This window comes from Candidatus Eisenbacteria bacterium (assembly GCA_035577985.1).
Taxonomy (GTDB): domain Bacteria; phylum Desulfobacterota; class Binatia; order DP-6; family DP-6; genus DATJZY01.
The window spans coordinates 33,606-56,268 of record DATJZY010000014.1 but is presented as its reverse complement, the minus strand read 5'-3'; the positions used below and the strand labels follow the sequence as shown (position 1 = coordinate 56,268).

At 72.0% G+C, this 22,663-nt stretch carries 20 protein-coding genes; 15 read left to right on the top strand and 5 right to left on the bottom strand.

Going from position 1 to position 22,663, the window contains the following annotated elements; genetic code table 11:
• The first annotated feature begins 107 nt into the window (after positions 1 to 107).
• Genes VMS22_01705 through VMS22_01685 form a run of 5 tightly spaced genes read left to right on the top strand, consistent with a single transcriptional unit; the run spans position 108 to position 6,243 of the window.
• Positions 108 to 1,469, top strand: a complete 1,362-nt coding sequence (locus tag VMS22_01705; protein HXJ32729.1) for an aldehyde dehydrogenase family protein — start codon at positions 108 to 110, stop codon at positions 1,467 to 1,469.
• Positions 1,470 to 1,483: 14 nt separating this feature from the next.
• Positions 1,484 to 2,998 (top strand): hypothetical protein, encoded by a 1,515-nt coding sequence (locus tag VMS22_01700; GenBank protein HXJ32728.1) that lies wholly within the window; start codon positions 1,484 to 1,486, stop codon positions 2,996 to 2,998.
• A 41-nt stretch (positions 2,999 to 3,039) separates the two neighbouring features.
• A complete protein-coding gene (locus tag VMS22_01695; protein ID HXJ32727.1) occupies positions 3,040 to 4,200 on the top strand; it encodes an acetyl-CoA acetyltransferase in 1,161 nt (386 codons plus the stop codon).
• 10 nt (positions 4,201 to 4,210) lie between these two features.
• Positions 4,211 to 5,668 carry a GMC family oxidoreductase gene (locus tag VMS22_01690; GenBank protein ID HXJ32726.1) on the top strand — a complete coding sequence of 486 codons (1,458 nt, stop codon included), beginning with the start codon at positions 4,211 to 4,213 and terminating at the stop codon, positions 5,666 to 5,668.
• A complete protein-coding gene (locus VMS22_01685; protein HXJ32725.1) occupies positions 5,665 to 6,243 on the top strand; it encodes a hypothetical protein in 579 nt (192 codons plus the stop codon). Before VMS22_01690 ends, VMS22_01685 begins: the two co-directional genes overlap by 4 nt.
• 35 nt (positions 6,244 to 6,278) lie before the next feature.
• Here VMS22_01685 and VMS22_01680 read toward each other — a convergent pair whose 3' ends face one another.
• Complete coding sequence (locus VMS22_01680; GenBank protein ID HXJ32724.1) at positions 6,279 to 7,457, bottom strand: thiolase family protein; 1,179 nt, start codon at positions 7,455 to 7,457, stop codon at positions 6,279 to 6,281.
• A 65-nt stretch (positions 7,458 to 7,522) separates the two neighbouring features.
• Here VMS22_01680 and VMS22_01675 point away from each other — a divergent pair, with 65 nt between their 5' ends.
• The 6 genes from VMS22_01675 (at position 7,523) to VMS22_01650 (ending at position 13,165) form a co-directional block, all read left to right on the top strand.
• Complete coding sequence (locus tag VMS22_01675) at positions 7,523 to 7,684, top strand: hypothetical protein (protein ID HXJ32723.1); 162 nt, start codon at positions 7,523 to 7,525, stop codon at positions 7,682 to 7,684.
• A gap of 62 nt (positions 7,685 to 7,746) precedes the next feature.
• A complete protein-coding gene (locus VMS22_01670; protein ID HXJ32722.1) occupies positions 7,747 to 8,100 on the top strand; it encodes a YkvA family protein in 354 nt (117 codons plus the stop codon).
• On the top strand, positions 8,097 to 9,308 hold the full coding sequence (gene dinB, locus VMS22_01665) for a DNA polymerase IV (GenBank protein HXJ32721.1): 1,212 nt from the start codon (positions 8,097 to 8,099) through the stop codon (positions 9,306 to 9,308). Before VMS22_01670 ends, dinB begins: the two co-directional genes overlap by 4 nt.
• A gap of 4 nt (positions 9,309 to 9,312) precedes the next feature.
• Positions 9,313 to 9,819 (top strand): hypothetical protein, encoded by a 507-nt coding sequence (locus VMS22_01660; protein HXJ32720.1) that lies wholly within the window; start codon positions 9,313 to 9,315, stop codon positions 9,817 to 9,819.
• A gap of 132 nt (positions 9,820 to 9,951) precedes the next feature.
• Entirely contained in the window at positions 9,952 to 11,820 is a 1,869-nt protein-coding gene (locus VMS22_01655) for a glycosyltransferase family 39 protein (protein HXJ32719.1), read from the top strand.
• The gene (locus tag VMS22_01650; GenBank protein ID HXJ32718.1) at positions 11,813 to 13,165 is read left to right on the top strand and encodes an oligosaccharide flippase family protein; all 1,353 of its coding nucleotides are present in this window, start codon (positions 11,813 to 11,815) and stop codon (positions 13,163 to 13,165) included. Before VMS22_01655 ends, VMS22_01650 begins: the two co-directional genes overlap by 8 nt.
• On the opposite strand, the gene VMS22_01645 is transcribed toward VMS22_01650, so the two are convergent.
• Genes VMS22_01645 through VMS22_01630 form a run of 4 tightly spaced genes read right to left on the bottom strand, consistent with a single transcriptional unit; the run spans position 13,155 to position 17,097 of the window.
• Positions 13,155 to 14,390, bottom strand: a complete 1,236-nt coding sequence (locus tag VMS22_01645; GenBank protein ID HXJ32717.1) for an ATP-grasp domain-containing protein — start codon at positions 14,388 to 14,390, stop codon at positions 13,155 to 13,157. The two genes, VMS22_01650 and VMS22_01645, sit on opposite strands and share 11 nt — an antisense overlap.
• The gene (locus VMS22_01640; GenBank protein HXJ32716.1) at positions 14,387 to 15,610 is read right to left on the bottom strand and encodes a glycosyltransferase family 4 protein; all 1,224 of its coding nucleotides are present in this window, start codon (positions 15,608 to 15,610) and stop codon (positions 14,387 to 14,389) included. The genes VMS22_01645 and VMS22_01640 overlap by 4 nt, the downstream gene beginning before the upstream one ends.
• Positions 15,611 to 15,647: 37 nt before the next feature.
• Positions 15,648 to 16,334, bottom strand: a complete 687-nt coding sequence (locus VMS22_01635; GenBank protein ID HXJ32715.1) for a 2-phosphosulfolactate phosphatase — start codon at positions 16,332 to 16,334, stop codon at positions 15,648 to 15,650.
• On the bottom strand, positions 16,267 to 17,097 hold the full coding sequence (locus VMS22_01630; protein HXJ32714.1) for a phosphosulfolactate synthase: 831 nt from the start codon (positions 17,095 to 17,097) through the stop codon (positions 16,267 to 16,269). The genes VMS22_01635 and VMS22_01630 overlap by 68 nt, the downstream gene beginning before the upstream one ends.
• 142 nt (positions 17,098 to 17,239) lie before the next feature.
• On the opposite strand from VMS22_01630, the gene VMS22_01625 reads away from it, so the two are divergent.
• The 4 genes from VMS22_01625 to VMS22_01610 all read left to right on the top strand — a co-directional run bounded on the left by VMS22_01625 (position 17,240) and on the right by VMS22_01610 (position 22,658).
• The gene (locus tag VMS22_01625) at positions 17,240 to 18,607 is read left to right on the top strand and encodes a hypothetical protein (GenBank protein HXJ32713.1); all 1,368 of its coding nucleotides are present in this window, start codon (positions 17,240 to 17,242) and stop codon (positions 18,605 to 18,607) included.
• A gap of 73 nt (positions 18,608 to 18,680) precedes the next feature.
• A complete protein-coding gene (locus tag VMS22_01620) occupies positions 18,681 to 19,733 on the top strand; it encodes a PA0069 family radical SAM protein (protein ID HXJ32712.1) in 1,053 nt (350 codons plus the stop codon).
• A 305-nt stretch (positions 19,734 to 20,038) separates the two neighbouring features.
• The gene (locus VMS22_01615) at positions 20,039 to 21,262 is read left to right on the top strand and encodes a HAMP domain-containing sensor histidine kinase (GenBank protein HXJ32711.1); all 1,224 of its coding nucleotides are present in this window, start codon (positions 20,039 to 20,041) and stop codon (positions 21,260 to 21,262) included.
• 4 nt (positions 21,263 to 21,266) lie between these two features.
• Positions 21,267 to 22,658, top strand: a complete 1,392-nt coding sequence (locus VMS22_01610; protein ID HXJ32710.1) for a sigma-54 dependent transcriptional regulator — start codon at positions 21,267 to 21,269, stop codon at positions 22,656 to 22,658.
• The last annotated feature ends 5 nt before the right edge of the window (positions 22,659 to 22,663 follow it).

The following is a 22,663-nucleotide window of genomic DNA, read 5'->3' as shown; positions in this document are numbered from 1 at the left end:
CGGCAACCGGCGGGCGCGGTTGTGCGCGGGCCGTGCTGCGCGGCCCCCCGGTTGCCGAACGCACCATCGTGCTGGACCGAAGGCGGAGGGTGAGGCACGCTGACGGTGTGTTCGCGTCCGTCGACCCGGTGAGCGGTGAGACGATCGAGACGTTCGCCGAGACCACGCGGCAGCAGGTCGGCGACGCGCTCGCGCGCGCCGGGCGTGCGCGCGCCGCGTGGGGCGAAATGTCCTTCGAAGCGCGCGGCGCGTGTCTTGCGGCGGCGGCGCGGGTGCTGCGCGAGCGGGCGGGGGCGTACGCCCGCACGATGGCGCGCGAGATGGGAAAGCCGGTCGCGCAGGGCGAGGCGGAGATCGAGAAGTGCGCGTGGGCCTGCGAGTACTTCGCCGCCGAGGCCGCGGGCATGCTCGCGGCGCAGCCACGGCCGAGCGATGCGCCGCGCAGCTACGTCCGCTTCGACCCGCTCGGCACGGTGCTCGCGGTGATGCCGTGGAACTATCCGTTCTGGCAGGTCTTTCGGTGCGCGGCGCCGACCCTCATGGCGGGCAACACGATGGTGCTGAAGCACGCCGCCAACGTCTCGCGCTGCGCGCTCGAGATGGGTGCGGCGCTGGAGGCGGCGGGACTGCCGGCGGGCGCGTTCGAGGTCGTCCTGCTGGAGCCGTCGCGACTGGACGACGTGATCGCGGACGATCGCATCCACGCCGTCACGCTCACGGGAAGCACCGGCGCCGGACGCGCCGTGGCGGCCGCCGCGGGTCGTGCGCTCAAGAAGAGCGTCCTCGAGCTGGGCGGCAGCGACGCCTTCCTCGTCCTCGACGACGCCGACCTCGACGCCGCCGCACGCGTGGCGGCCGAGGCGCGGCTCGTGAACGCGGGCCAGAGCTGCATCGCTGCCAAGCGGTTCATCGTGGTCGAGGCGGTGGCGGACGGGTTCGTCGCGCGCTTCGTGGAGCACATGCGCGGCGCGCGCGTCGGCAATCCGCTCGATCGCGCGACCACCGTGGGTCCGCTCGCGCGCAAGGACCTGCGCGACGAGCTCCACCGGCAGGTCGCCTCGTCACTCGCGCTCGGCGCGCGCGCGCTGCTGGGCGGCAGCATTCCGGATGGACCCGGCGCGTTCTACCCGCCGACCGTCCTCGCGGGCGTCGCGCCGGGCCAGCCGGCATTCGACGAGGAGACGTTCGGGCCCGTCGCCGCCGTCGTGCGGGTACGGGACGAGGCCGAGGCGGTGCGCCTCGCGAACCGGTCGCCGTACGGCCTCGCCGCGTCCGTCTGGACGCGCGACCCCCCGCGCGCCGATCGCCTCGCCGCGGCGCTCGAGGTGGGGAGCGTGTTCGTGAACGGACAGGTCCGCTCCGATCCGCGCCTGCCGTTCGGAGGCATCAAGGCGTCCGGGTATGGACGCGAGCTGTCGGAATACGGCATACGGGAGTTTGTCAACGTAAAGACCGTGGTCGTTCGTTGACGCTGGGAGGCGAGATGTCGCGAGGCTGGTGGGTGTGGGGGATGGGGTTCGGGCTCGTGCTCGCGACGTCGGTCGCGCGCGGGACGGTCATCGTCCCGATGTCCGACGAGGACCTGGTCGCGACCTCCGACCTCGTCGTGGTCGGCACGGTCGAGCGTGTCGCGTCCGTGCTCCTGGGTACGAACCGCGTGATGACGCGCGTCACGATCGCGGTCGAGCAAGCCGTGAAGGGCGATCCCGGCGGTCCCAGCGTGGTCGTGACGGACGCGGGCGGCGACGTCGCCGGCATCCGCAGCGTCGTGTTCGGAGCGCCGAGCTACGCGCAGGGCGAGCGCGCGCTCGTCTTCCTGCGGGCGCGTCGCGACGGCAGCCTCACCACGAACTCGCTCGCGCTCGGGAAGTACGCGATCCTCGCCGCGCGCGACGGCGTTCCCATCGCGCGGCGCGCCGGGCCCACGGTCGATGCGCGCCCGCTCGCGACGCTGGTCGCACGGGTGGGCGAGCTCGCGCGCGCCGGCACCGGTGCGCGCACGGACGGACGGAGCGGCATCGGCATCGAGCCGCCGACCTTCCTGTCGGAGGCCTTCACGCTCTCGACCGACGACGCCGGCATCGGGGCGCGCTGGTTCGAGGCGGACTGCGGGCTGCCGATCACGTTCGACCGCGCCGGCGCCGACCCGGCGTTCGACGACGGCGTGAGCGCGAGCGCGCTCGCGGCCGGCACGGCGGCGTGGACCGGCGCGCCGGACGCGTCGATCACGCTGCTGGCGGGCAGCGTCGTTCCCGCCGCGCCGTCGGGCGTCGGCGGCACGCTCGACGGCGACAACGTCGTCATGTTCGGCGACCCGTTCGGCGACGTGCCGAACCTCGCCAATTGCACCGGCGTGCTCGCCATCGGCGGCGTCTTCTCGGCGAGCTCCACGGAGATCTCCGAGCTCCAGCGCATCGTCAACGGTACGATCTTCGGGAAGGCGTTCGAGGGGGACGTGGTGTTGAATCCCGAGGTCGGCATGTGCCTCGCCGATGCGGTGGGGCTCGCCGAGGTGGTGGGCCACGAGCTCGGCCACGCGATCGGATTCGGCCACTCGTCCGAGAACCCCGCCGAGACGGATCCGGTGAAGCTCGACGCGCTCATGTACTTCTCGGCCCACGACGACGGGCGCGGCGCGCGCCTCGGGCAGGACGACATCGACGCCGCGGACTTCGCGTATCCCGCGAGCCTTCTCCCCGCGACGCCGGTCGCCGAAGCCGCGTGCGAGGTGGCGCTCGGTCTCCTCACGGTCGACTGCACGGGGTCGATCTCGACCGTCCCGTTCCGCAAGATGCGCAAGGCCGTGCAGGCGGCGCGCCAGGCCGCGGGCGCCGGAGCGCCCGGGAAGCAGAAGAAGCTTCTCCGCAAGACGCTGCGCCTCCTCGGCGCGACCGACAAGGCCGTGGGTCGCCTCGTCACCGGAACGTGCGCCCAGGGGATGCACGACCACATCGCGCGCTATCGCCAGCAGGTGGGCGCCCTTCTCGCGACCCTCTAGCGGCTTGCAGTTCCCGGGCGCGGGTCGTAGCTTCGCCCGTCATGGGCAAGACGGACGCCATTCGCGACAAGGTCGCCATCGTCGGCATGGGCTGCTGCAAGTTCGGCGAGAACTGGGACAAGGACCCGCAGGACATGATCGTCGAGGCGGCGTACGAGGCCTACCAGGACGCCGGCATCGACAACCCGCAGAAGCAGATCGAGGCCGTGTTCTGCGGCGCGCAATATCCCTCCAAGGGCTCGGCCGAGGTGGCCGACGCCTTGAAGCTCTTCGATCGGCCGGTCACGATGGTCGTCAACTACTGCGCGACGGGCACCGACGCATTCCGCTGCGCCGTCTTCTCGGTCGCGTGCGGCATGTACGACACCGTGCTCGTCGTCGGGTTCGACAAGCCGAAGGACCGCGGCGTCTCGGGCCCGAGCGTCGCCGTGACGGGCGTGCGCGGCCTGCCCGCGACGCCGGCCGGCTGGTTCTCCCTCTGCGCCGCGCAGTACTTCGAGACCTACGGCGCGTCGCGCGAGGACCTGGCGCGCATCGCCGTCAAGAACCACCACAACGGCACGCTCGCGCCCAAGTCCATGCTGAAGCGCGAGATCACGGTCGAGGACGTGCTGGCCGCGCGCGTCATCTCGTGGCCGTTCGGCCTCTACGACTGCGCCGCGCAGTCCGACGGCGCCGCCGCCGCCGTCATCACGCGGCGCGAGCTCGCCAAGGGCTACCGCGACGACTACATCCTCGTGCGGGCGATCGGCATCGCCCTCGCGCCGAATCCGCAGGAGGACCCGAGCTTCGACTTCCTGCGCTGGAAGGCGACGGAGATGGCCGCGCGGCAGGTCTATGCCCAAGCCGGCATCACGAACCCGCGCAAGGAGATCGACCTCGCGCAGGTCCACGACTGCTTCACGCTGACCGAGCTGCTCGCCTACGAGGACCTCGGCTTCTGCGAGAAGGGCTCGGCGAAGGAGCACGTGAAGAGCGGCGTCTTCGAGCTGGGCGGCGAGCTGCCGGTCAACACCGACGGCGGCCTCAAGACCTTCGGCCACCCGACCGGCGCCACCGGCGTCCGAATGATCTACGAGAACTACAAGCAGCTCCAGGGCAAGGCGGAGAAGCGCCAGGTGAAGCGCGCGAACGTGGCGCTGTCGCACAACATCGGCGGCGCGCCGCAGGCGTGCGGCATCTGCATCGTCGCGACGCCGTGACGCCGAGGCCGTGAGCCCGCCCGAGCGGCTCGCGGCCGATGCCGTCGTCGTCGGAAGCGGCGCCGGCGGCGGTCCCGCGGCCGCCGTGCTCGCGGAGTCCGGCCGGCGCGTGATCGTGGTCGAGGCCGGCCCGCGGCTCGAAGCCGGCGACTTCACCGGCGACGAGGGCGAGATGACGGCGCGCCTGTGGAAGGTGGCGTCGACCGCCGACACGACCATGAACCTCTATGCCGGCGCATGCGTCGGCGGCTCGACGGTCATCAACGACGCGCTCTGCTTCCGGCCGGCACCGGAGGTGCTCGCCGAGTGGCGCGACGCCCACGGCCTCGCCGGGCTCACCGACGCCGCGTGGGCGCCGTTCGTCGAGCGCGCGTGGACCGACGTTCACGCCGAGGCGACCGGGCCGGATCATCTGAACCGCAACGCCCGCCTGCTGGCCCTGGGCGCCAGACGGCTCGGCTGGTCGGCGTCGGCGACGCCGCGGAGCGTGCGCGACTGCGCGAACCTGGGCCTGTGCAACTACGGGTGCCCCAGCAACGCCAAGCAGTCGACGCTGGTCACGTACGTGCCGCGGGCCGAGCGCGCGGGTGCGCGCACGCTCGCCGGCACGCGCGCGCTGCGCGTTCGCATCGAGGCGGGCGTCGCACGCGGCGTCGACGCCGCCCGCGCGGACGGCACGCAGGTCGCGATCGACGCGCCGCTCGTCTGCGTCGCCGCGGGCGTGCTCGAAACGCCGGCGTTGCTCCTGCGCAGCGGCGTCGGCGGGCGCGCGGGGCAGGGGCTGCAGTTCCATTCCAGCGTCCACGTGACGGCGCGTTTCGCCGAGCCGGTGCACGGCTACTACGGGCCGACGATGGCGTGGGCCGTCGACGAGCTGTCCGACGTGCACGGGCACCGCGGGCCCGGTGCCATGATCGAGAGCGTCACGGTGCACCCGATCGTCGCGGCATCGGCGCTGCCCGGGTTCGGCGCAGCCCACGCCGAGACCATGGCGGCGCTGCCGAATCTCGCCCGTGCGCTCGTCGTGATCCACGATCGCACGCGCGGCACGATCGGCGCGGAGGGTGCCGTGCGATACGAGCTCGCGCCCGAGGACCTGGAGCGCCTGTGGGCGGGCATGGTCGGCGCCGCGAGCTGCTACCTCAACGCCGGCGCCGAGGAGGTGCTGCTGCCCATCAACGGGACGGAGCCGATCCGTCGCGAGGCGGACCTGGCGGCGATGAAGACGCGGCCGCTTCGGCCGAGCGATCTCGCCCTCCTGTACGCCGTGCACCTCTTCGGCGGGGCGGCGATGGCGGGGTCGCCCGCGCAGGGCGCGTGCGATGCGTCCGGCGCGGTGTTCGGCGTGCGCGGGCTCTACGTCGCCTGCGCCTCGAGCCTGCCGTCGGCGACCGGCGTCAATCCGCAGATCACGGTGATCGCGAACGCGCTCCGCATCGCCGAGGGGATCGTGCGAGGGCCGGCGTGAGCGCGCTCCCGGCCGAGCTCCGCATGGCTGCGGCGTCGCTCGATCGCCGGACGTTCCTTCGTCTCGCCGGCGTCGCGGCGGCGACCGGCATCGTGCCGACCGGATGTGGCGGGGTCCCCGACGGCCTCGCGCCGCCACCCGAGGTGACGCTCGCGGTGCTCTCGCCCCGCACCTACGCCGTGTTCACGGCGGCGGCGATGCGCATCGTCGGGCCGCGCGGCGCCGAGCTCATCGCCGCTCGACGCGTCGACGTCGGGCGGCTCGCCGACGCATGGCTGGTGGCCGCGCCGAGCGTCGCGGGCCCGCTCGCGCAGGCGCTGCTCGTGCTCGAGTTCGGCGTCTGGCCCCTGGTCGCGAAGGTGCGGCCGTTCACGTCGCTCCCCCCCGACGCGCAGGACGGCGTGCTCGCGGAGTGCATGACCTCTCGGCTCGAGCTGAAGCGCTCGGTGTTCCGCGGCATCCGGTCGCTGGCCCTGCTCACGTTCTACGGCTCGCCGGCGACGCGACCGCTGACGGCCTACCCCGGCCCCTTCGGCACGGGGAGCGTGACCATCGCCGACGCGATGCGCGACTAGGAAGCCGACCCGAGACTCCGTCTTGGGTCGGTATCCTAGACCTCGCGATCGATCACCATCGCGATCGCCTCGCCGCCGCCGAGGCAGAGGGTGGCGAGACCCCGGCGGAGATCACGCTGCTCCAGGGCGTGGAGCAGCGTCACCAGCACGCGGGCACCGCTGGCGCCGATCGGATGGCCGAGGGCGATCGCGCCGCCGTGCACGTTGACGCGCGCCTGGTCGAGGCCGAGCGCGCGCATACAGGCGATGGCGACGACCGCGAACGCCTCGTTGATCTCGTACAGATCGATGTCCGTCGTGGACAGGCCGGCGCGCTCCAGCACCTGCCGCACGGCGTCGACGGGTGCGATCGGGAACTCGGCCGGTGCGCGTCCGGCGCTCGCCGTCGCGACGATGCGGGCCCGCGGCGCGAGGCCGTGCCGTTTGCACGCCGCCTCGCTCGCGACCAGCGCCGCCGCGGCGCCGTCCGCAATGGTGGATGCGTTCGCGGCGGTGATCGTGCCGCCGGCCTCGAAGGCGGGCTTCAAGCTCCCGATGCGATCGAAGTCGACACGCGCCGGCTCCTCGTCGGTGTCGACTCGCGTGGACCCGCGCCGTCCCGGAATCTCGACCGCGACGATCTCGTCGCGAAAGCGGCCCTCGGCGATCGCGGCCTGCGCCCGGCGGTAGCTCTCGGTCGCGTACGCGTCCTGGGCGGCGCGCGACACGTCGTGGCTCTTGGCGCAGCGCTCGGCCGCGCTGCCCATGTGGAAGTCGTCGTACGGGTCCCACAGGCCGTCGTGGATCATCGCGTCGACGACGCGCCCGTGGCCGAGCCGATACCCCGCGCGCGCCTGCGGCAGGAGGTAGGGCGCGTTGCTCATGCTCTCCATGCCGCCGGCGACGACGACCTCGGCTTCGCCCAGCCGGATCGCCTGGGCGGCGAGGCCGATCGCCACCAGGCCCGAGCCGCACACCTTGTTCACGGTGAGCGCGCCGTGCGAGGTCGGAATGCCCGCGCCGATCCCCGCCTGCCGCGCCGGGGCCTGCCCGAGCCCGGCCCCGATGACGTTGCCCATGATCACCTGCTCGACCGCGTCCGCGGGGATGCGGCTCCGCTCGACCGCGGCGCGCACCGCCGCGGCGCCGAGCGCCGGTGCGGCGAGCGCGGAGAGCGTTCCGGCGAAGCTCCCGATCGGCGTGCGGGCGGTCGCGACGACGAACGCATGCGACATGGCCCGGATTAGGCCGCAGCGCCGCGGCGCTCGCAACTCGGGCGCCCGGGTGGCGTAGTGGACGCATGGGACGGCTCTTCGCGGGAATCGGGGCCACCGCCGGCGGCTGGGTCGGCTGGATCATCGGCGCCAAGGTCGGCTTCATGACCGCCTACATGGTGAGCATCCTCGGTACCGCCGCCGGCGTGTACTACGGCCGCCGCTTCGCCGACTCGATCCTCGACTGAGCGTCGCCCCGTCGTCGTGTTGGAGGGTGTCGCCGGCCGTGGCATGAGGGCACGACGCCGCCATGGCGAACGAGGTACGCACACCGGAGGTCGTGGGCAGCTACTCCGCGGAGCGGCTGTTCTCGAAGCTCGGTCGCTTCGCCCGCGTCGCGGGGCGCTTCGTCGTCGAGCGCGCGCTGCGGCTCTACTACGCCGCCCAGCATCCGGGGACGCCGGAGTGGGCGAAGCGCGTCATCTACGCGGCGCTCGCGTACTTCGTCATCCCGATCGACGTCATCCCCGATTTCGTGCCTGCGATCGGCTACACCGACGATCTCGGGACGATGCTGGTGGCGCTCCTCATCGTGAGCGTCTACGTGACGCCCGACGTGAAGGCCAAGGCGCGCGCGAAGGTGCACGACTGGTTCGGCTCGTGAGCGACCCGCGCGTCATCCTGCACGCCGACATGGACGCGTTCTACGCGTCCGTCGAGCAGCGCGACCGTCCCGAGCTGCGCGGGCGTCCGGTCATCGTCGGCGGCACCTCCGGGCGCGGCGTCGTCATGGCCGCGTCGTACGAGGCGCGTCGCTACGGCGTCCACTCGGCCATGCCGACGGCCCAGGCGCGGAAGCTCTGCCCGGAGGGCGTGTTCGTACGCGGCGACATGGCGAAGTACCGCCGCGTCGGCGCCGAGATCCGCACCATCTTCGAGACCGTCAGCCCCGAGGTGGAGCCGCTCTCGATCGACGAGGCCTTCATCGACGTGTCCGCGTCGGAGCGGCTCTTCGGCGAGCCGCTGGCCATCGGCCGCCTCGTGAAGGACCGCGTGCGGGCGGCGACGGAGCTCACCGTCTCGGTCGGCATCGGGCCGGCGAAGATGATCGCGAAGATCGCGAGCGACGTCTCGAAGCCGGACGGGCTCTACGAGGTGCGGCCCGACCAGGTGCGCGCCTTCCTCGATCCGCTGCCCGTCGGGCGACTGTGGGGCGTCGGGCCGGTCACGCGCGCCGTACTCGAGCGCCGCGGCATTCGCACGATCGGCGATCTCGCGGCCCTGGACGATGCGGCCCTGCGCCGCGTGGCGGGCCCCGCCGCGGAGCATCTGCGGCAGCTCGCGCGGGGCGAGGACCCGCGCGCGGTCGAGCCCGATCGCGAGGCCAAGTCGTACGGCGAGGAGAACACGTTCGGCGCGGACGTGCGCGACGACGACGTCGTCCGCCCGACCATCATCGCGCATGCGGAGGCGGTCGCGCGGCGCCTGCGTCACGACGGCGTGCGCGGGCGCGTCGTCGTACTGAAGATGAAGCTCGCCGAGCGCATCGGGCCCGGCAAGTTCCGCCTGCTCACGCGGCGCACGACGCTCGGCGCGCCGACCGACGACGGCAAGGTCCTGTCGGACGCGGCGCTCACGCTGTGGGACGCGCATCGGCCGCGCGGCGCGATCCGCCTGGTCGGCGTCGCGGCGAGCGGGATCGTCGCGAGCGGCGCCCGACAGCTCGGGCTCTTCGCCCCCGGCGTCGATCGCCGCGCGGCGCTCAACACGGCGCTCGACCGGCTGGTCGCGCGGTTCGGGGACGACGCGGTCGCGCGCGGCGGCGCACACGTCGAAAAGGACCTGACCGGGAGCCTCAAGCGGGGTATGTGAGGCCATGATCCGAACGTTCGGCCCCGTCGCCGCGGTGGTCGCGCTGGTCGCCGTCGTGCTCCTTGCGGGGTGCGCGCGGCGAGCGCCGAAGCCGGCTCCGCGTCCCGCGCCCAGCACGCCTGCGGCGCGCCCACCGGCGCCGCCGGTGGATGCCGCCGTGTCCGACATCGCGACCGGCGGCACGTGGGAGGAGGGCGGCCGCTCGGGCATCTTCCGCGTCGTCGTACGGAGCGGCGGGCGCCGGAACATGCGCAGCGAGGTCGTGCTCGAGTGGCTGCAGTGGGAGGAGCAGGGCGAGCAGCCGACGCCGGCCAAGAGCGTCACGATCGAGGAGCTGGGGCGCGGTGGCATCGTCGTCACGAACAGCCGCGTCGAGAGCGAGGAGGGGCGGACCGTCGTGAAGCTCGGCCTCGCGAACCCGTACACGGGCGCGGCCGGCGAAGCCCGGGTCTGGCCAGGCGCCATCGGGAAGTACCGCGTGAAGATCAAGTGGGCGGAGCAGGAGCAGTAGCCGCGCCGCTCGTCATCCGGCGGGCCGCCGGGTATTCTCCGACCCCATGCCGGGCGTGACGCGCGTCGTGCTCGCGGCCTGGGCCGCGGCCGTCTACGCGGTCTACTGGCTCGGCTACCTGCGAGGACAACCGTGATCGACGTCGCGCTGCTCGCGGTGATCCTCACCGCGAGCGCCGCGGCCGGGCTCGTCGCACTGCGCACGGCGGATGCGCTGCCGGCGGAGGAGAGCGATCATCTGCTGGCCGGGCTCGCGGCGGGCCTCGGCCTCGCGAGCATGGTCGCCCTGGGCCTGGCGGCGCTCCAGATGCTGCGGCCGCTCCCGCTCACCGTCGCCGGAGCGGCCGCGCTCGTGGCGGGCGGCAGGACGCTCGTGCGCGCACTCGGGGCCGTGCGGCTTCCACGCGGCGGCCTCGCGTGGGTGCTCGTCGCCATCTGCGGGCTCGTCCTGCTCGCCGAAGCGCCGACGTGGTTCGCGCCGCCCGTCGGTGGCGATCAGACGAAGTATCACCTCGCCTTCCCGCGGCTGTACGCGGAGGCGGGCGGGCTCGTCGCGACCCCGTGGTCGTTCTGGGGCCAGCAGCAATGGCTGCAGAACTTCCTGTTCGCGATCGCCTACGCGGTGCGCGGCGAGGACCTGGCCCGCCTCGTGAACGCCGTCGCGGGCGTCATGGCGGCGCTCGGTCTCGCGACGCTCGCACGCCGTCACCTCGGCGGGGGGCTCGGCGTCCTCGCCGGTGCGCTCTTCTTCACCATGCCGATGACGTGGTCGCAGATGACGCGTTCGGGCGCCGACATGAGCGTCGTCCTGTACGCGGCGCTCGCGACCAGCGCGTGGCTCGACTGGGCGGCGAGCGGGCGCGCCGGCGATCTGCGGCGCACGGCGGTGTTCGCCGGCTTCGGCGGCGCGTCGAAGGTGATGGGGCTTCTCGTGCCGACGCTGGTCGGCATCGGCGTCCTCGTCGTGCTCGTGCGCCGGCGCCGGCCGCTCGGCCGTCGCATCGCGGACGCGCTCGCCTACGGCGTCATCGCGCTCGTGCTGCTCGCGCCGTGCTACGTGCGCAACGCGATCGACACCGGCAATCCCCTCTATCCGTTCGGCCAGGGCGCGTTTCCGGGACGCCACTGGAGCGCCGAGGCCGCCGCCTACCTCGACACGTACTACGACCAGTACCGCACCCGGGAAGCCGGCGATCGCGGTGGGAAGCCGTACGTGGGCCTGGAGGTGCTGCGCTTCCCGTGGGATCTCACGATGCATCCCGAGTCGTTCGAGAACGGCAAGCGGCAGGGCCAGGACGTGAGCCCGTTCCCGCTCGCGTTCGCGCCAGCGGTGCTCCTGCTCGTGCGGTCGCGATGGCAGGCGCCGGCGATCGGGGCGATCGGCGTCGCCTACGGCGCGATCATCGCCGCAGGCGCGTGGGCGCATCCCCGCTACGTCCTGCCCGGGACGGCGCTCGTGATGACGGCGGCGGTCGCCGGGGCGGAGGCGCTCGTGGGCCGCCGGCTGCTCGGGTGGATCGTGCTCGGTACGGTGCTCGGCGACGTCGCGCTCACCTCGCGCATGCTGCGACCGATGTGGCCCGATCAGGTGCGGGTCGCGTTCGGCCGCATGTCGCCGGACGCGTTTCTCGCCGCCTATTCCGATCGCTACCTCTTCTGGCGCGAGGCGAATCGCGCCGTGCCGCCGGCCGGGAAGGTGGTGGTGCTGGAGAAGATCCCGCATCCGTACTACATCGACCGCCCCTTCGTGCTGCTCTCGTACCTGGAGCAGGGCATGGTCGACTTCCGCACCGTGACGACGCCCGACGCACTGCTCGACACCCTGCGCGCCCTCGGCGCCACGCACGTCGCCGTCGACGTGAAGGGGCTCGACGCGGCGGCCGATCCCTTCGAGCAGCGCGTGACGACGCTGTGGCGTGCCACGACGGATCGGCTGGGCGCGCCGGTGCTCGCCGCCGGCGGCTATGCGCTCTACGTCGCGCCGGGAGCCCCGCGTGGCTGAGAAGGCGACGCCCGGTCCCCCGCGCTTCGTGCGGGACGCGCTTCGCGTGCTCGGCGGTCAGGTCGCCATGACCGCCATCGGCATGTTGACCGGCGTCATCACGGCGCGCTGGCTCGGACCGCAGAACCGCGGGCTCTTCCAGCTCCTGACCCTGCTCCCGACCACGCTCTCGAACTTCGTGAAGCTCGGCATCCCGCAGGCGAGCGTCTACTTCATGCGCCGCAAGGGCGCGTCGGCGTCGGCCGTCGCGTCGAACTCGCTGTGGTTCGCCTTCACGATGGGCACCGCGATCGCCGTCGTGGCGTGGATCTGGCGCGACTGGATGCTCGCCAAGATCCTGAAGGAGTGCCCGGCGTCGCTCGTGCTCCCGACGCTCGCGCTCGTGCCGTTCGCGCTCCTGCAGTTCTACCTCCTGGGCGTCGCCCAGGCACAGGAGCGGTTCCACGAGTACAACATCCGCCAGATCGTGCCGAACCTGCTCTCGCTGGTCGGCATGTTCGTCGTGCTGGTCGTGATGAAGCGGGGGCTCGTGGCGGCCGTTCTCGCACAGGCCGCCATCGTCGTCTTCACGTCGATCTGGCTGACGGTGCGCGTGCATCGCGAGGCGCCGCTCCAGGTGCGGATGGACACGCGCCTCCTGCGCGACATGCTGGGCTTCGGCTCCAAGTCCTACGTCCAGACCCTCGCCGCGACGCTGCACTTGCGGATCGACCAGTACCTGCTCGCCTATCTCCGGAGCCCCGCCGACGTCGCCTTCTACATGATCGGGGTCAACATCGTGAGCCTGCTCCTGAAGATCCCCGACGCGACCGGCACGGTGCTGTTCCCGCGTCTGGCCGGCTCCGAGCAGCGCGAGGCCGAGCTGGCGACGACGCGGGTCTGCCGGAACACCCTCTTCTTGACGGCGCTCGGCGCGCTCGGGCTCGCGATCGCGGGACCGATCGGCATCCCGCTCCTCTACGGCCACAAGTTCGACCGTGCGATCCGCCCGATGCTGATCCTCTTGCCGGGCGCGCTCCTGATGGCGCTCTACCAGATCCTCTCGCGCCAGTTCACGAGCCGCGCCAAGCAGGAGGTGAACATCTTCGCGGCCGTGACGGCCCTCGTGCTGAACGTCGGTCTCAACTTCCTCCTCGACCCCCGCTTCGGCCCGGAGGGCGCCGCGCTCGCCAACGGGATCTCGTACGGCACCGCGTCGCTCATCCTGCTCTACGCGTTCGTGCGGGAGTCGGGGCTCGGGCTCCGCGAGACGCTGCTCGTCCGGCGAACCGACTTGGGCGATCTCGCACGGGCCGCGCGGCGCATGGCGCGCCGCATGCCCGGTCTCGCCGCCCTCAGGTCGTAGGCGCCGGACGGGCGCGGATGCCGGCGACGCGACCGAGGTTGCGGCCGAGACGTCCGGCGATGCGGGAGACGTCGAGCAGGCCAGGACGCGGATCGTCGAGCGTGAGCGTGTCCATCCACTCGCGGAACGTGAGCGCGCGCCAGAGCTCCTTCGCGATCTCGCCTGCGGGCGTCCGCTCCGCGGGCGGCAGGCCGAGCCACTCCTTCAACCAGAGGAGGTCGAGCCGCCAGTTCCGGCACGCGATGCCGACGCGGAAGTCGGGCGGGAAGTCGCGCTTGCCCTCGACCAGCACCTGGTAGAGCCAGTACGGATAGTCGGCGCCCGCCGCGACGGTGAGCGGCAGCGCCGCCCAGAAGCGCGCGTTGAAGTCGTGGAAGATCCACTCGCCCGTCTGCGCGTTCAGGCGGAACTCCAGCATGAGGACGCCGGTGTAGCCGAGCGCGCGGACGTACTTGCGCGTGTCCTCGAGCATCCCCGGGTGGACCGGCGCGCTCACCCGGTAGGGCGCCGACGAGTACGTCCGTCCCTCGTGCAGCCGCAGGTGCTGGAAGGCGTGGACGACCTCGCCGTCGGCGCACAGCACGTCGATGCCGCCGCCGTCGCCCTCGAAGTACTCCTCGATGAGGACGTCGTCGGCGCGCCCTTCGAGGATGCGCAGGAACTCGCGCAACCCCGCCTCGTCGCGCGCGACGCGGGTGCGCCGGCGGTCGCCGAGGTCCTCCGCGCGGAACGACGAGCGCGCTTTCACCACCACGGGCAGCCGGAAGTCGCGCAGCACCGCCGCGGGATCGGCGGGCACGCGCAGGATCGCGTAGCGCGGGCAGCGCACGCCGAGCGCCTTGCAGACCTCGTAGCTCTTCAGCTTGTCGTAGCCGATCTCGAACGCCTTCTCGCTCAAGAGGTAGAACTTCGCGTGCGGCTCGAGGTCGGCGCGATGCTCCTGGAGCGGGATGATGGTCGGGTCGTTGGTGGGGATCACGAGGTCGAAGGACTCCCGCCGGCAGAGCGCGATCAGCGCCTTCTTCCACGCGTCGTCCTCGGGCGAGTAGGGCGGCAGCTCGTGCACGGCGGCGACGTATCGCGAGCGCAGGGCCACGGCATCGCGCGGGCACCACGCGACGTGGACCTCGATGTCCTTGCGGCCGAGCGAGCGGATGACCGTGAGGAAGCTCGAATCGCTCTTGCCGAGGACGAGCACCTTGCGCGTGGCGCTCTCGGGGCTCACGGGCGGGATCCGGTCGGGGAGTCGAGGATCTCGTCGAACACGCGTTCGACGGCGCGCGCATGGGCGTGGATGTCGAAGACCGCGGCGACGCGGGCGCGCGCGGCACGCGCCATGGCGGCGCGTCGTGCGGGATCGCGAAGGAGGGTCGCGATGGCGGCGGCGAGCGCGCCCGCGTCGCGCGGCGGAACCAGCAGGCCCGTCTCGCCGTCGGCGACGATCTCGGTGGGTCCGCCCTCCCGCGGCGCGATCACCGGACGCCCGACGGCCATCGCTTCCAGCAGCACGCGGCCGAAGGGCTCGCGGTTGGAGGCGTGGATCACGACGTCCATGGCGTCCATGCAGGCCGCGACGTCGCGCCGCGCGCCGGTGAGGATCACGTGCCCGGCGAGGTCGGGCTCGGCGATGCGCGCCCGCAGGCGCGCCGCGTACTCGGCGCCGAACTTGTGCACGCCGCCCACGACCAGGCAGCGCAGCTCCGGCATGTCGCGGCGTGCGCGCGCGACCGCCTCGGCGACCAGGAGCTGCCCCTTCCATTCCTGGATGTGGCCGACGATGCCGACCAGCGGCGCGCCGTCCGGAATGCCGAACTCGCGGCGCACGGCCGCGCCGCCGCCGGACGCGAAACGCGTCGGGTCGATCCCGTCGTAGATGGTGACGAAGCGGCGCGCGTGCACGCGGCGCGCGCGGTAGTGCGCCGCGATCTCGTCGGTCATGGTGATCGCGACCGCGATCCAGCGCGACAGGAAGCGATCCACCGGCCCGATGCGGCGAAACCCCTTGAAGTGGCACACGACGGGCACGCCCGTGCGGGCTGCCGCGACCACCGTCGCGAGGTTCGAGTTGAGGCCGCTCGCGAGGTAGACGAGCGCCGGGCGCTCGCGACGGAAGAGGGCATGGAGCTCGCGCGCCCGCGGCACGACGACCGTGAAGACCTGCACGCCGCGGCGGAGCGTGCGCAGGAGCGAGGTGGCGAGCGTCACCGGCCCCGCGTCGCTCCGCGGGTCGAGGACGTGGATCGTCGTGTCCGGGAGCGAGAGGCCGGGCTTCGACTCTGCCAGCACGAGCGCGGGCTCGTAGCGCCGCCGGTCGAGGTAGGGCAGCAGCTCGAGGATGCCCGTCAGCGAGCCGCCGACCACGCCACCCAGGCTGCCTTCGACGAACAGCACGTGGCGGGGCGCCGTCGCGGGCGCCGGCGGCGCGTCGTCTCTCGCGGGCTGCATGCCGGGGGCGAAATGTATGTCCCGGCCTCGGGCGGGGTCAAACATCGACGCGCGTCGCGACGAGCAGACCCTCGCGGGAGTCGACACGCATCACGAAGTCGAACGTGTCGAGCCGCAGGCAATGCTCGACGTCGGCGCGGGGGAAGTCCTCGGAATCCTCCTCGAATCGGGCGCCGGCGCCGCCGTGCACGAGGTCGCGCAGGAGCGCCGTCTCGTCGAGCGGCCGGCCGGTGAGGCGCGCCTCGATGAGGTCGGCGCAGGCATCGTCCTCGGCCGCCGGGCGCTCGGCGCGCATGCCCATGGCGACGAGGGAGAGGAGCTCCGGCGCCGCCCGACGGACGTAACGGACGATGGCGGCGGCGCACACGAAGCTGCCGAGCAGGATCGTCTCGGCGTTCCGCGCCGCGACGACGCCCTGCGTGCCGGCGCTCGTTCGCTGGATCAGGCGGCGGCCGGCGAGGTCGGCGCGCGCGATGGCGCTCGTCGAGTTGCCGAAGTCGAAGCCGTCGACGCGCCGTCCGTGCACCTCGCCCATGAGACGAGCCTCGGGCCAGCGCCGCCGGAGCGCGAAGGCGTCTTCCACCCCGCCCACCAGCACGACCTCCGTTGCGCCGCGATCGAACGCATGGGCCGCCGTGCTGAAGGCACGGAAGACGTCAATGATGACGGTGAGCCCGCGCGCTCTCCGGGCGCCGTCGAGCAGCTGCAGCCTTTGAATCCGCATGCATCAAGAGCAGCGTGTCGGCCCGCAGACCCTGACGGATGGTCTCGACCGAGATGACGTCGCGCGGCGGGATGTTGCCCAGGTTCACGTTCGGCCCGAAGTGCTTCACGAGCCACACCTGCTGGTGCTTCTGCGGAGCCTCGAACATCACGCGGCCGGGATTGATCTGCGCTTCGATCTCCTGGATGAGGCCGGCCTTCACCTCGCCGGTGCCCTGGTAGATGCCGACCGTGCCGGACTCGCGCCCCTCGCAGATCACCTTCCACGCGCCGGCCGCGAGCTCCTCCTTGATGTCCTTCACCCAGCGCGCGGGCGCGACGACGTTCGTGCGATCCTTGCGCCCGACTTCGGAGAACACGGTGAAGTGCCGCGACAGGCGCTCGATGTACTTGAGCTTCTCGGTGCGCGAGATCTCGATGACGCCGTCGGACACCTCGACGTGCTCGAAGCCGTGGTCCTTCAGGAACGCGATGTACTCCGGGAGCTGCTTCTTCACGACCGCGAGCTCGAACAGGCTCCCGCCGCAGCACACGTCGATGTCGTGGCGGCGATAGGTCTCGAGCTTGGCGTCGAGGTTCTGGACGATGACCGACGTCGCCCAGCCGAACTTCACGATGTCGACGAAGTCGGCCGCAACCTCGAGCATGCTCTCGATCTCGGCCGTCGACAGGCCCTTGTCGAGCACCTGGGTCAGGCCGGTCTTGCGGGGCTTGCGCTTGCGGTCGGTGATGCCGAACAGCGGGGCCCGTCCGTTTCTCAGCACGGCTCGAAAAATTCCTCTGATCCGGTCCGGTAGTCAAGCATCTCCGCACATCCTGCGCCGAATTGTGGGGTGCGATTACTCATGGTACCTGGAAGTCGCTTCGCGGTGTGCGTTGGGGCGTGCCCAGAGGTAGAGGTCGATGATGCGGTTGCTCGTAGTGGCGGTGGGGGTGCTCCTGGGGACGGGACTCGCGCGTGCCCAGACGCGGATCGTGCTCGACGAGATCCTCGGCAGCTGGCTCGGCGACGACGAGATGCAGTACGTCGAGCTGCGCATGCTCGACGCGGGGCAGAACGCCGTCGCGAACGTCGGTGCGCTCGTCTTCGACGACGCGACGGGCTCGAGTGAGGGGCGTCGCACCGCCATCCTCACGCAGAACGTCGCGCGCGGGGTCGTGAACGCCAAGATCCTGGTGGCATCGGCGAAGGCGGGCGACGCCGCCGGGGTGGAGCCGGACTTCGTGCTGCCGGCCGGGTTCCTGCGCCCGCGCAACGGGCGGGTGTGCTACGCGGTCGTCACGAGCAGCGGGTTCGCACCCGTCGATTGCATCGCGTACGGGACGTTCACGGGCGACAATTTCGCCTTCGGCGTGCCGACGCGCGTGACGCCCGACAATCGCGTGCTGCGGCGGACTCAGCTCACCGGGAAGAACCGGGCGGACTGGACCGGCGCCCTCGATCCGGTGCTCGAGAGCAACGCCGGCAAGACCGGCCCCCTGCCGCCGACCCTGTGCGGCGACGAGATCATCTCGCAGGGCGAGGAGTGCGACGGTAGCGCGCTCGGCGGGGCCACGTGCGCGTCGCTCGGCTTCGTCAAGGGCAAGCTCGCCTGCGTGCAGTGCCACTACGACACGAGCGCGTGCACGCTGTGCGGCAACGATGCGATCAACGGCAAGGAGGAGTGCGACGGTGGCGATCTCGGCGACCGCACGTGCGAGTCGATCGGCTATGCCGGGGGCGAGCTCGCCTGCACCGAGACCTGCTCGCTGACGCTCGCGGGCTGCGACCCCGCGTTCTTCGTGCCCGGCGGCGGCCCCCGCAAGACCGACTGCCTGGGCGAGTGGCGGCTCGCCAGCACGACCGGTGGGCCGAACGAATCGGGCGTGCTCCCGCCGCGGCAGAAGTGCCGCGACGGCGACCCGGGCTGCGACGGCGACGGCGCGCGCAACGGCACCTGCGTCTTCACGGTCGCGGCGTGCTTCAACCGGGCCGACGCCCGCTTCGCGAAGTGCAGCCCCGCCGCGGTCGGGAGCTGGAGCCTCGCGGGCAAGGTCGATCCGGCCGACGCCGGGGTCACGGCGCTGCTCGCGTCCGTCGCCGCGCTCGCGCCGTCGACCGTCGCCGGTGCCGCCGTCACCTTCTCTCCGCCGCTCACGGCGCTCGGCGCGTGCGCTGCCGACGTGACGATCGCGGTGCCGGTGCGAAGGCGGCTCACGCTGCGGGCGCGCACGATGGGTACGGGCAGCGGACTGCGCGACGCCGACACCCTCAAGCTCGCCTGCGTCCCCTGAGCGATCCGCTCGGACAAGCCTCGCAACGAGAGAGGGATTGACCCGACGCTCGGCTTCGCCTAATTTTCGCCTCGTGATCAAGGGACGGGGCACCGACGCGGCGCCGCCCAACCGCTACGACGAGCTGCACGTCGAGCTGGAGCCCGATCCCGACACCGGCCGCACCCTGCCGGAGAAGGTCGCGACGCACTACTACCGCGACGCGAGCCGCACCGTCCTGGCGGAGAATCACAGTCCAGACGTGCCGTTCCGATGGAGCCTCAATCCGTATCGCGGTTGCGAGCACGGCTGTGGCTACTGCTACGCCCGCCCGTCGCACGAGCAGCTCGGCTTCAACGCCGGGATCGACTTCGAGACCCGCATCATGGTGAAGCCCGACGCGCCCGAGCTGCTGCGGAAGACGTTTCTGGCACCGCGTTGGGAGCCCGAGCTCGTATCGCTCTCGGGCAACACCGACTGCTATCAGCCGGTCGAGCGCACGCTCGGGATCACGCGCCGTTGCCTCGAGGTGTTCGCGGAGTTCCGCAACCCGGTCGGCGTGGTCACGAAGTCGGCCCTCGTCGCGCGCGACGCGGACCTGCTCGGCCAGCTCGCGCGCCACGGGGCGGCGCACGTGTTCTGCTCGATCACGACGCTCGACGCCGAGCTCGCCGGTCGGCTGGAGCCGCGCGCCGCGCGGCCGCATCGCCGGCTCGACGCCATCGCGAGCCTCACGGCGGCGGGCGTCCCGACGGCCGTCCTGATCGGGCCCGTGATTCCCGGGCTCAACGACGAGGAGATCCCGCGCATCCTCGAAGCCGCCGCCAAGGCCGGCGCGCGCAGCGCCTCGTGGGTGCTGCTGCGGCTGCCGACGCCCCTCGACGCGATCTTCGAGGGCTGGCTCGGCGATCACTTCCCCGAGAAGAAGAGCCGCGTCCTGCATCGCATCCGCGACACGCGCGGCGGCGCCATCAGCAGCGCGCAGTTCGGTCGGCGCATGCGGGGGCAAGGACCCTACGCCGAGCAGATCGCGCAGCTCTTCCGGGTGGGTGCCCGCCGTCACGGCCTCGACGAGCCGCTGCCGCCGCTGCGGACCGACGCCTTCCGCCGCCCGCCGCAGGCGGGCGAGCAGCAGCGGCTCTTCTAGAACCCCGACCCGAGCCACGGCTCGGGTCGGAAGAGGACGCGAGGGTGGAGCCTTCGGTGGCTCGCGCGGGCGGGGTGCCGCGGCCGGCGGAGCCGGCGCGGCATGCTGGGTACGCGCGGCGATGCCGCTCGACCGGCGCCCTCACCCACGCACGCAGTCGCAGTCATGCGGAGCTCCCGCCCGCCCCGCAGCGTGGCGCATGCGGACCAGGCCGCGCGCGGCACTCAAGTGCCCGGTTTACCGAGGGGCCCCGCTTCGCCTACCATCTGGCACGCCGGTTGCCCTAGGAGACGCTCAAGACGGACATGGCGCTCATCGGATTCATCGTCGCCCTGTGCCTCTTCAAGCACTTCATGCGGCAGTATCGGGGATACGCGCGGCGGATCGGGCAGGACGACAGCCCGTGGGGGTGCGGCGCCTCGTCCAAGCACCACACCAAGTGGGAGCGCGACTGGACGCGCGACTGGGAGCGGCACAAGCGCCGGGCCGAGCGCGAAGCACGACGCTGGGCTCGCCGCTACGGCTATCCGACCCCGGAGACGGCGCAGACCGCGCCGCCACCGCCGCCGCCCCCGAAGACCGAGCTCACCGACGAGGAGATCCTGCGTCGCGCGCGCGTCCGCGCCGGGCACGAGGTGGCCTTCTACGCGCACCTGCAGAGCTACCTCGCCGTCATCGCGTTCCTGGCGCTGATCAACGTCTTCACCAGCTGGTATCCGTGGTTCCTGTGGCCCGCGCTCGGGTGGGGCATCGGGCTCGTCGCGCACTACATGGCGGTCTTCGGATCGCGGCGCCTGAAGGAGCGGTATTTCGATCCCGCCGTCGCGCGTGAGGTGCAGCGCGAGAAGGCGGTGTTCCAGACCGAGAAGCAGGCCGACCTCTCGGAGCTCACGTCGACGATCGCGCACGAGATCCGCAACCCCATCGCGGCCGCGAAGTCGCTCGTCCAGCAGATGGGTGAGGATCCCGGATCGGTCGAGCACGTCGAGTACGCGAAGGTCGCCATCGACGAGCTCGATCGCGTCGAGCGGCGCATCTCGCACCTCCTCAAGTACGCCAAGGAGGAGGACTACGCGTTCCAGCACGTGAACCTCGCCACGATCGTCGATGCGTCGCTGACCCAGATGAAGAGCAAGCTCGAAGGCGCGAAGGTCGCCGCCGTGCGCCACTACATCACGGGTCCGACCGTCAACGCCGATCCGGAGAAGCTGAAGTCGGTCTTCGTCAACATCATCGACAACGCCATCGACTCGTTCGCGAACGTGGCCGAGGGACGCCGGATCGAGTGCTCACTCGAGAACGGCGGCCGGAACGCGACGGTGCGCATCCGCGACAACGGGGCGGGCATCTCGAAGGAGCGGCTCGATCGCATCTTCAACCCCTTCTTCACGACCAAGGACCACGGCACCGGGCTCGGCATGGCCATCGCGAAGAAGATCGTCGAGGCGCACACGGGCACGATCGAGGTCGAGAGCGCGGTCGGGCGCGGCACCGAGTTCCAGGTGACGCTGCCGCTGCCGACGAAGTGACGCGATGGCGGGACGCATCCTCATCGTCGACGACGAGAAGGCCATCCTGGTGGCGCTCCGGGGCCTGTTCACCAAGGAAGGCTACGAGGTGGAGACGGCGTCCTCGGGCGAGGAGGCGGTCCGCAAGATCGAGGCCGGCAGCTTCCACGTCGTCGTGACCGACCTCAGCATGGAAGGCATCAGCGGCATGCAGGTGCTCGAGCGCGCGCGGGCCGTCGATCCCGACCTCGCGGTCGTCATGATCACGGCGCACGGGTCGGAGAAGGCGGCCGTGCAGGCGATGAAGCTCGGCGCCGCCGACTACCTGCCGAAGCCGTTCGACAACGACGAGCTGCGCGTCGTCGTCCGCCGCGCCATGGAGGGCGCGCTCTTGAAGCGCGACCACCGCCGGCTCGTCGAGCAGGTGGCCGGCGCGTACGGCTTCGAGCAGCTGATCGGCGCGAGCCCGGCCATGCGGCGCGTGTTCGAGACCATCGCGCGCGTCGCCGACACGGACGTCACGGTGCTCGTGCGCGGCGAGAGCGGGACGGGCAAGGAGCTGGTGGCGAACGCGCTCCACTACCGCAGCCCGCGTCGCGCCCGGCCGCTCGTGAAGATGAACTGCGCGGCCCTCTCGCGCGAGCTGGTCGAGAGCGAGCTCTTCGGGCACGAGAAGGGCGCGTTCACGGGCGCGGTCGCGCGCCGCGAGGGCAAGTTCGAAGCAGCCGACGGCGGCACGCTCTTCCTGGACGAGTGCGGCGACATGCCGCTCGAGACGCAGGCGAAGCTCCTGCGCGCGATCCAGGAGAAGGAGTTCGAGCGCGTCGGCGGGAACCAGCCCATCAAGGTCGACGTGCGACTGATCGCGGCGACGAACCAGGACCTCGAGGCGGCGGTCAAGGCCGGCCGCTTCCGCGAGGACCTCTACTACCGGCTGCGCGTGATCGAGCTCGTGATCCCGCCGCTCGCCGAACGGCGCGAGGACATCCCGCTGCTGGTCGATCGCTTCCTCGCCGACGCCGCGGCACGCTTCGGGCGTCCCGTGAAGCCGCTCACCGCCGACGCGCTCCGGGCCTGCGTGGCGCACCAGTGGAAGGGCAACGTGCGGGAGCTGAAGTCGGCGATCGAGCAGGCGCTGCTGCTCGCGCCCGGCGACGAGATCGCCACGACGGATCTCTTCACGGTTCCCGAAGGGGCGGCGCCGCCGGCCGTCCCGCCGAGCAACGGCGACGGGCGATCGTTCCGCGACGCGAAGGAGCGGGTGGTCGCGGCGTTCGAGCGCGACTTCATCCTGCAGGCGCTCCGCCGACACGGGGGCAACATCACCAAGGCGGCCGAGGACGTCGGGATGTACCGGCAGAATTTCCAGCAGAAGATGCGCGAGCTCGGCATCACCGCCGAGGACGCCGGCAAGTAGGCCGG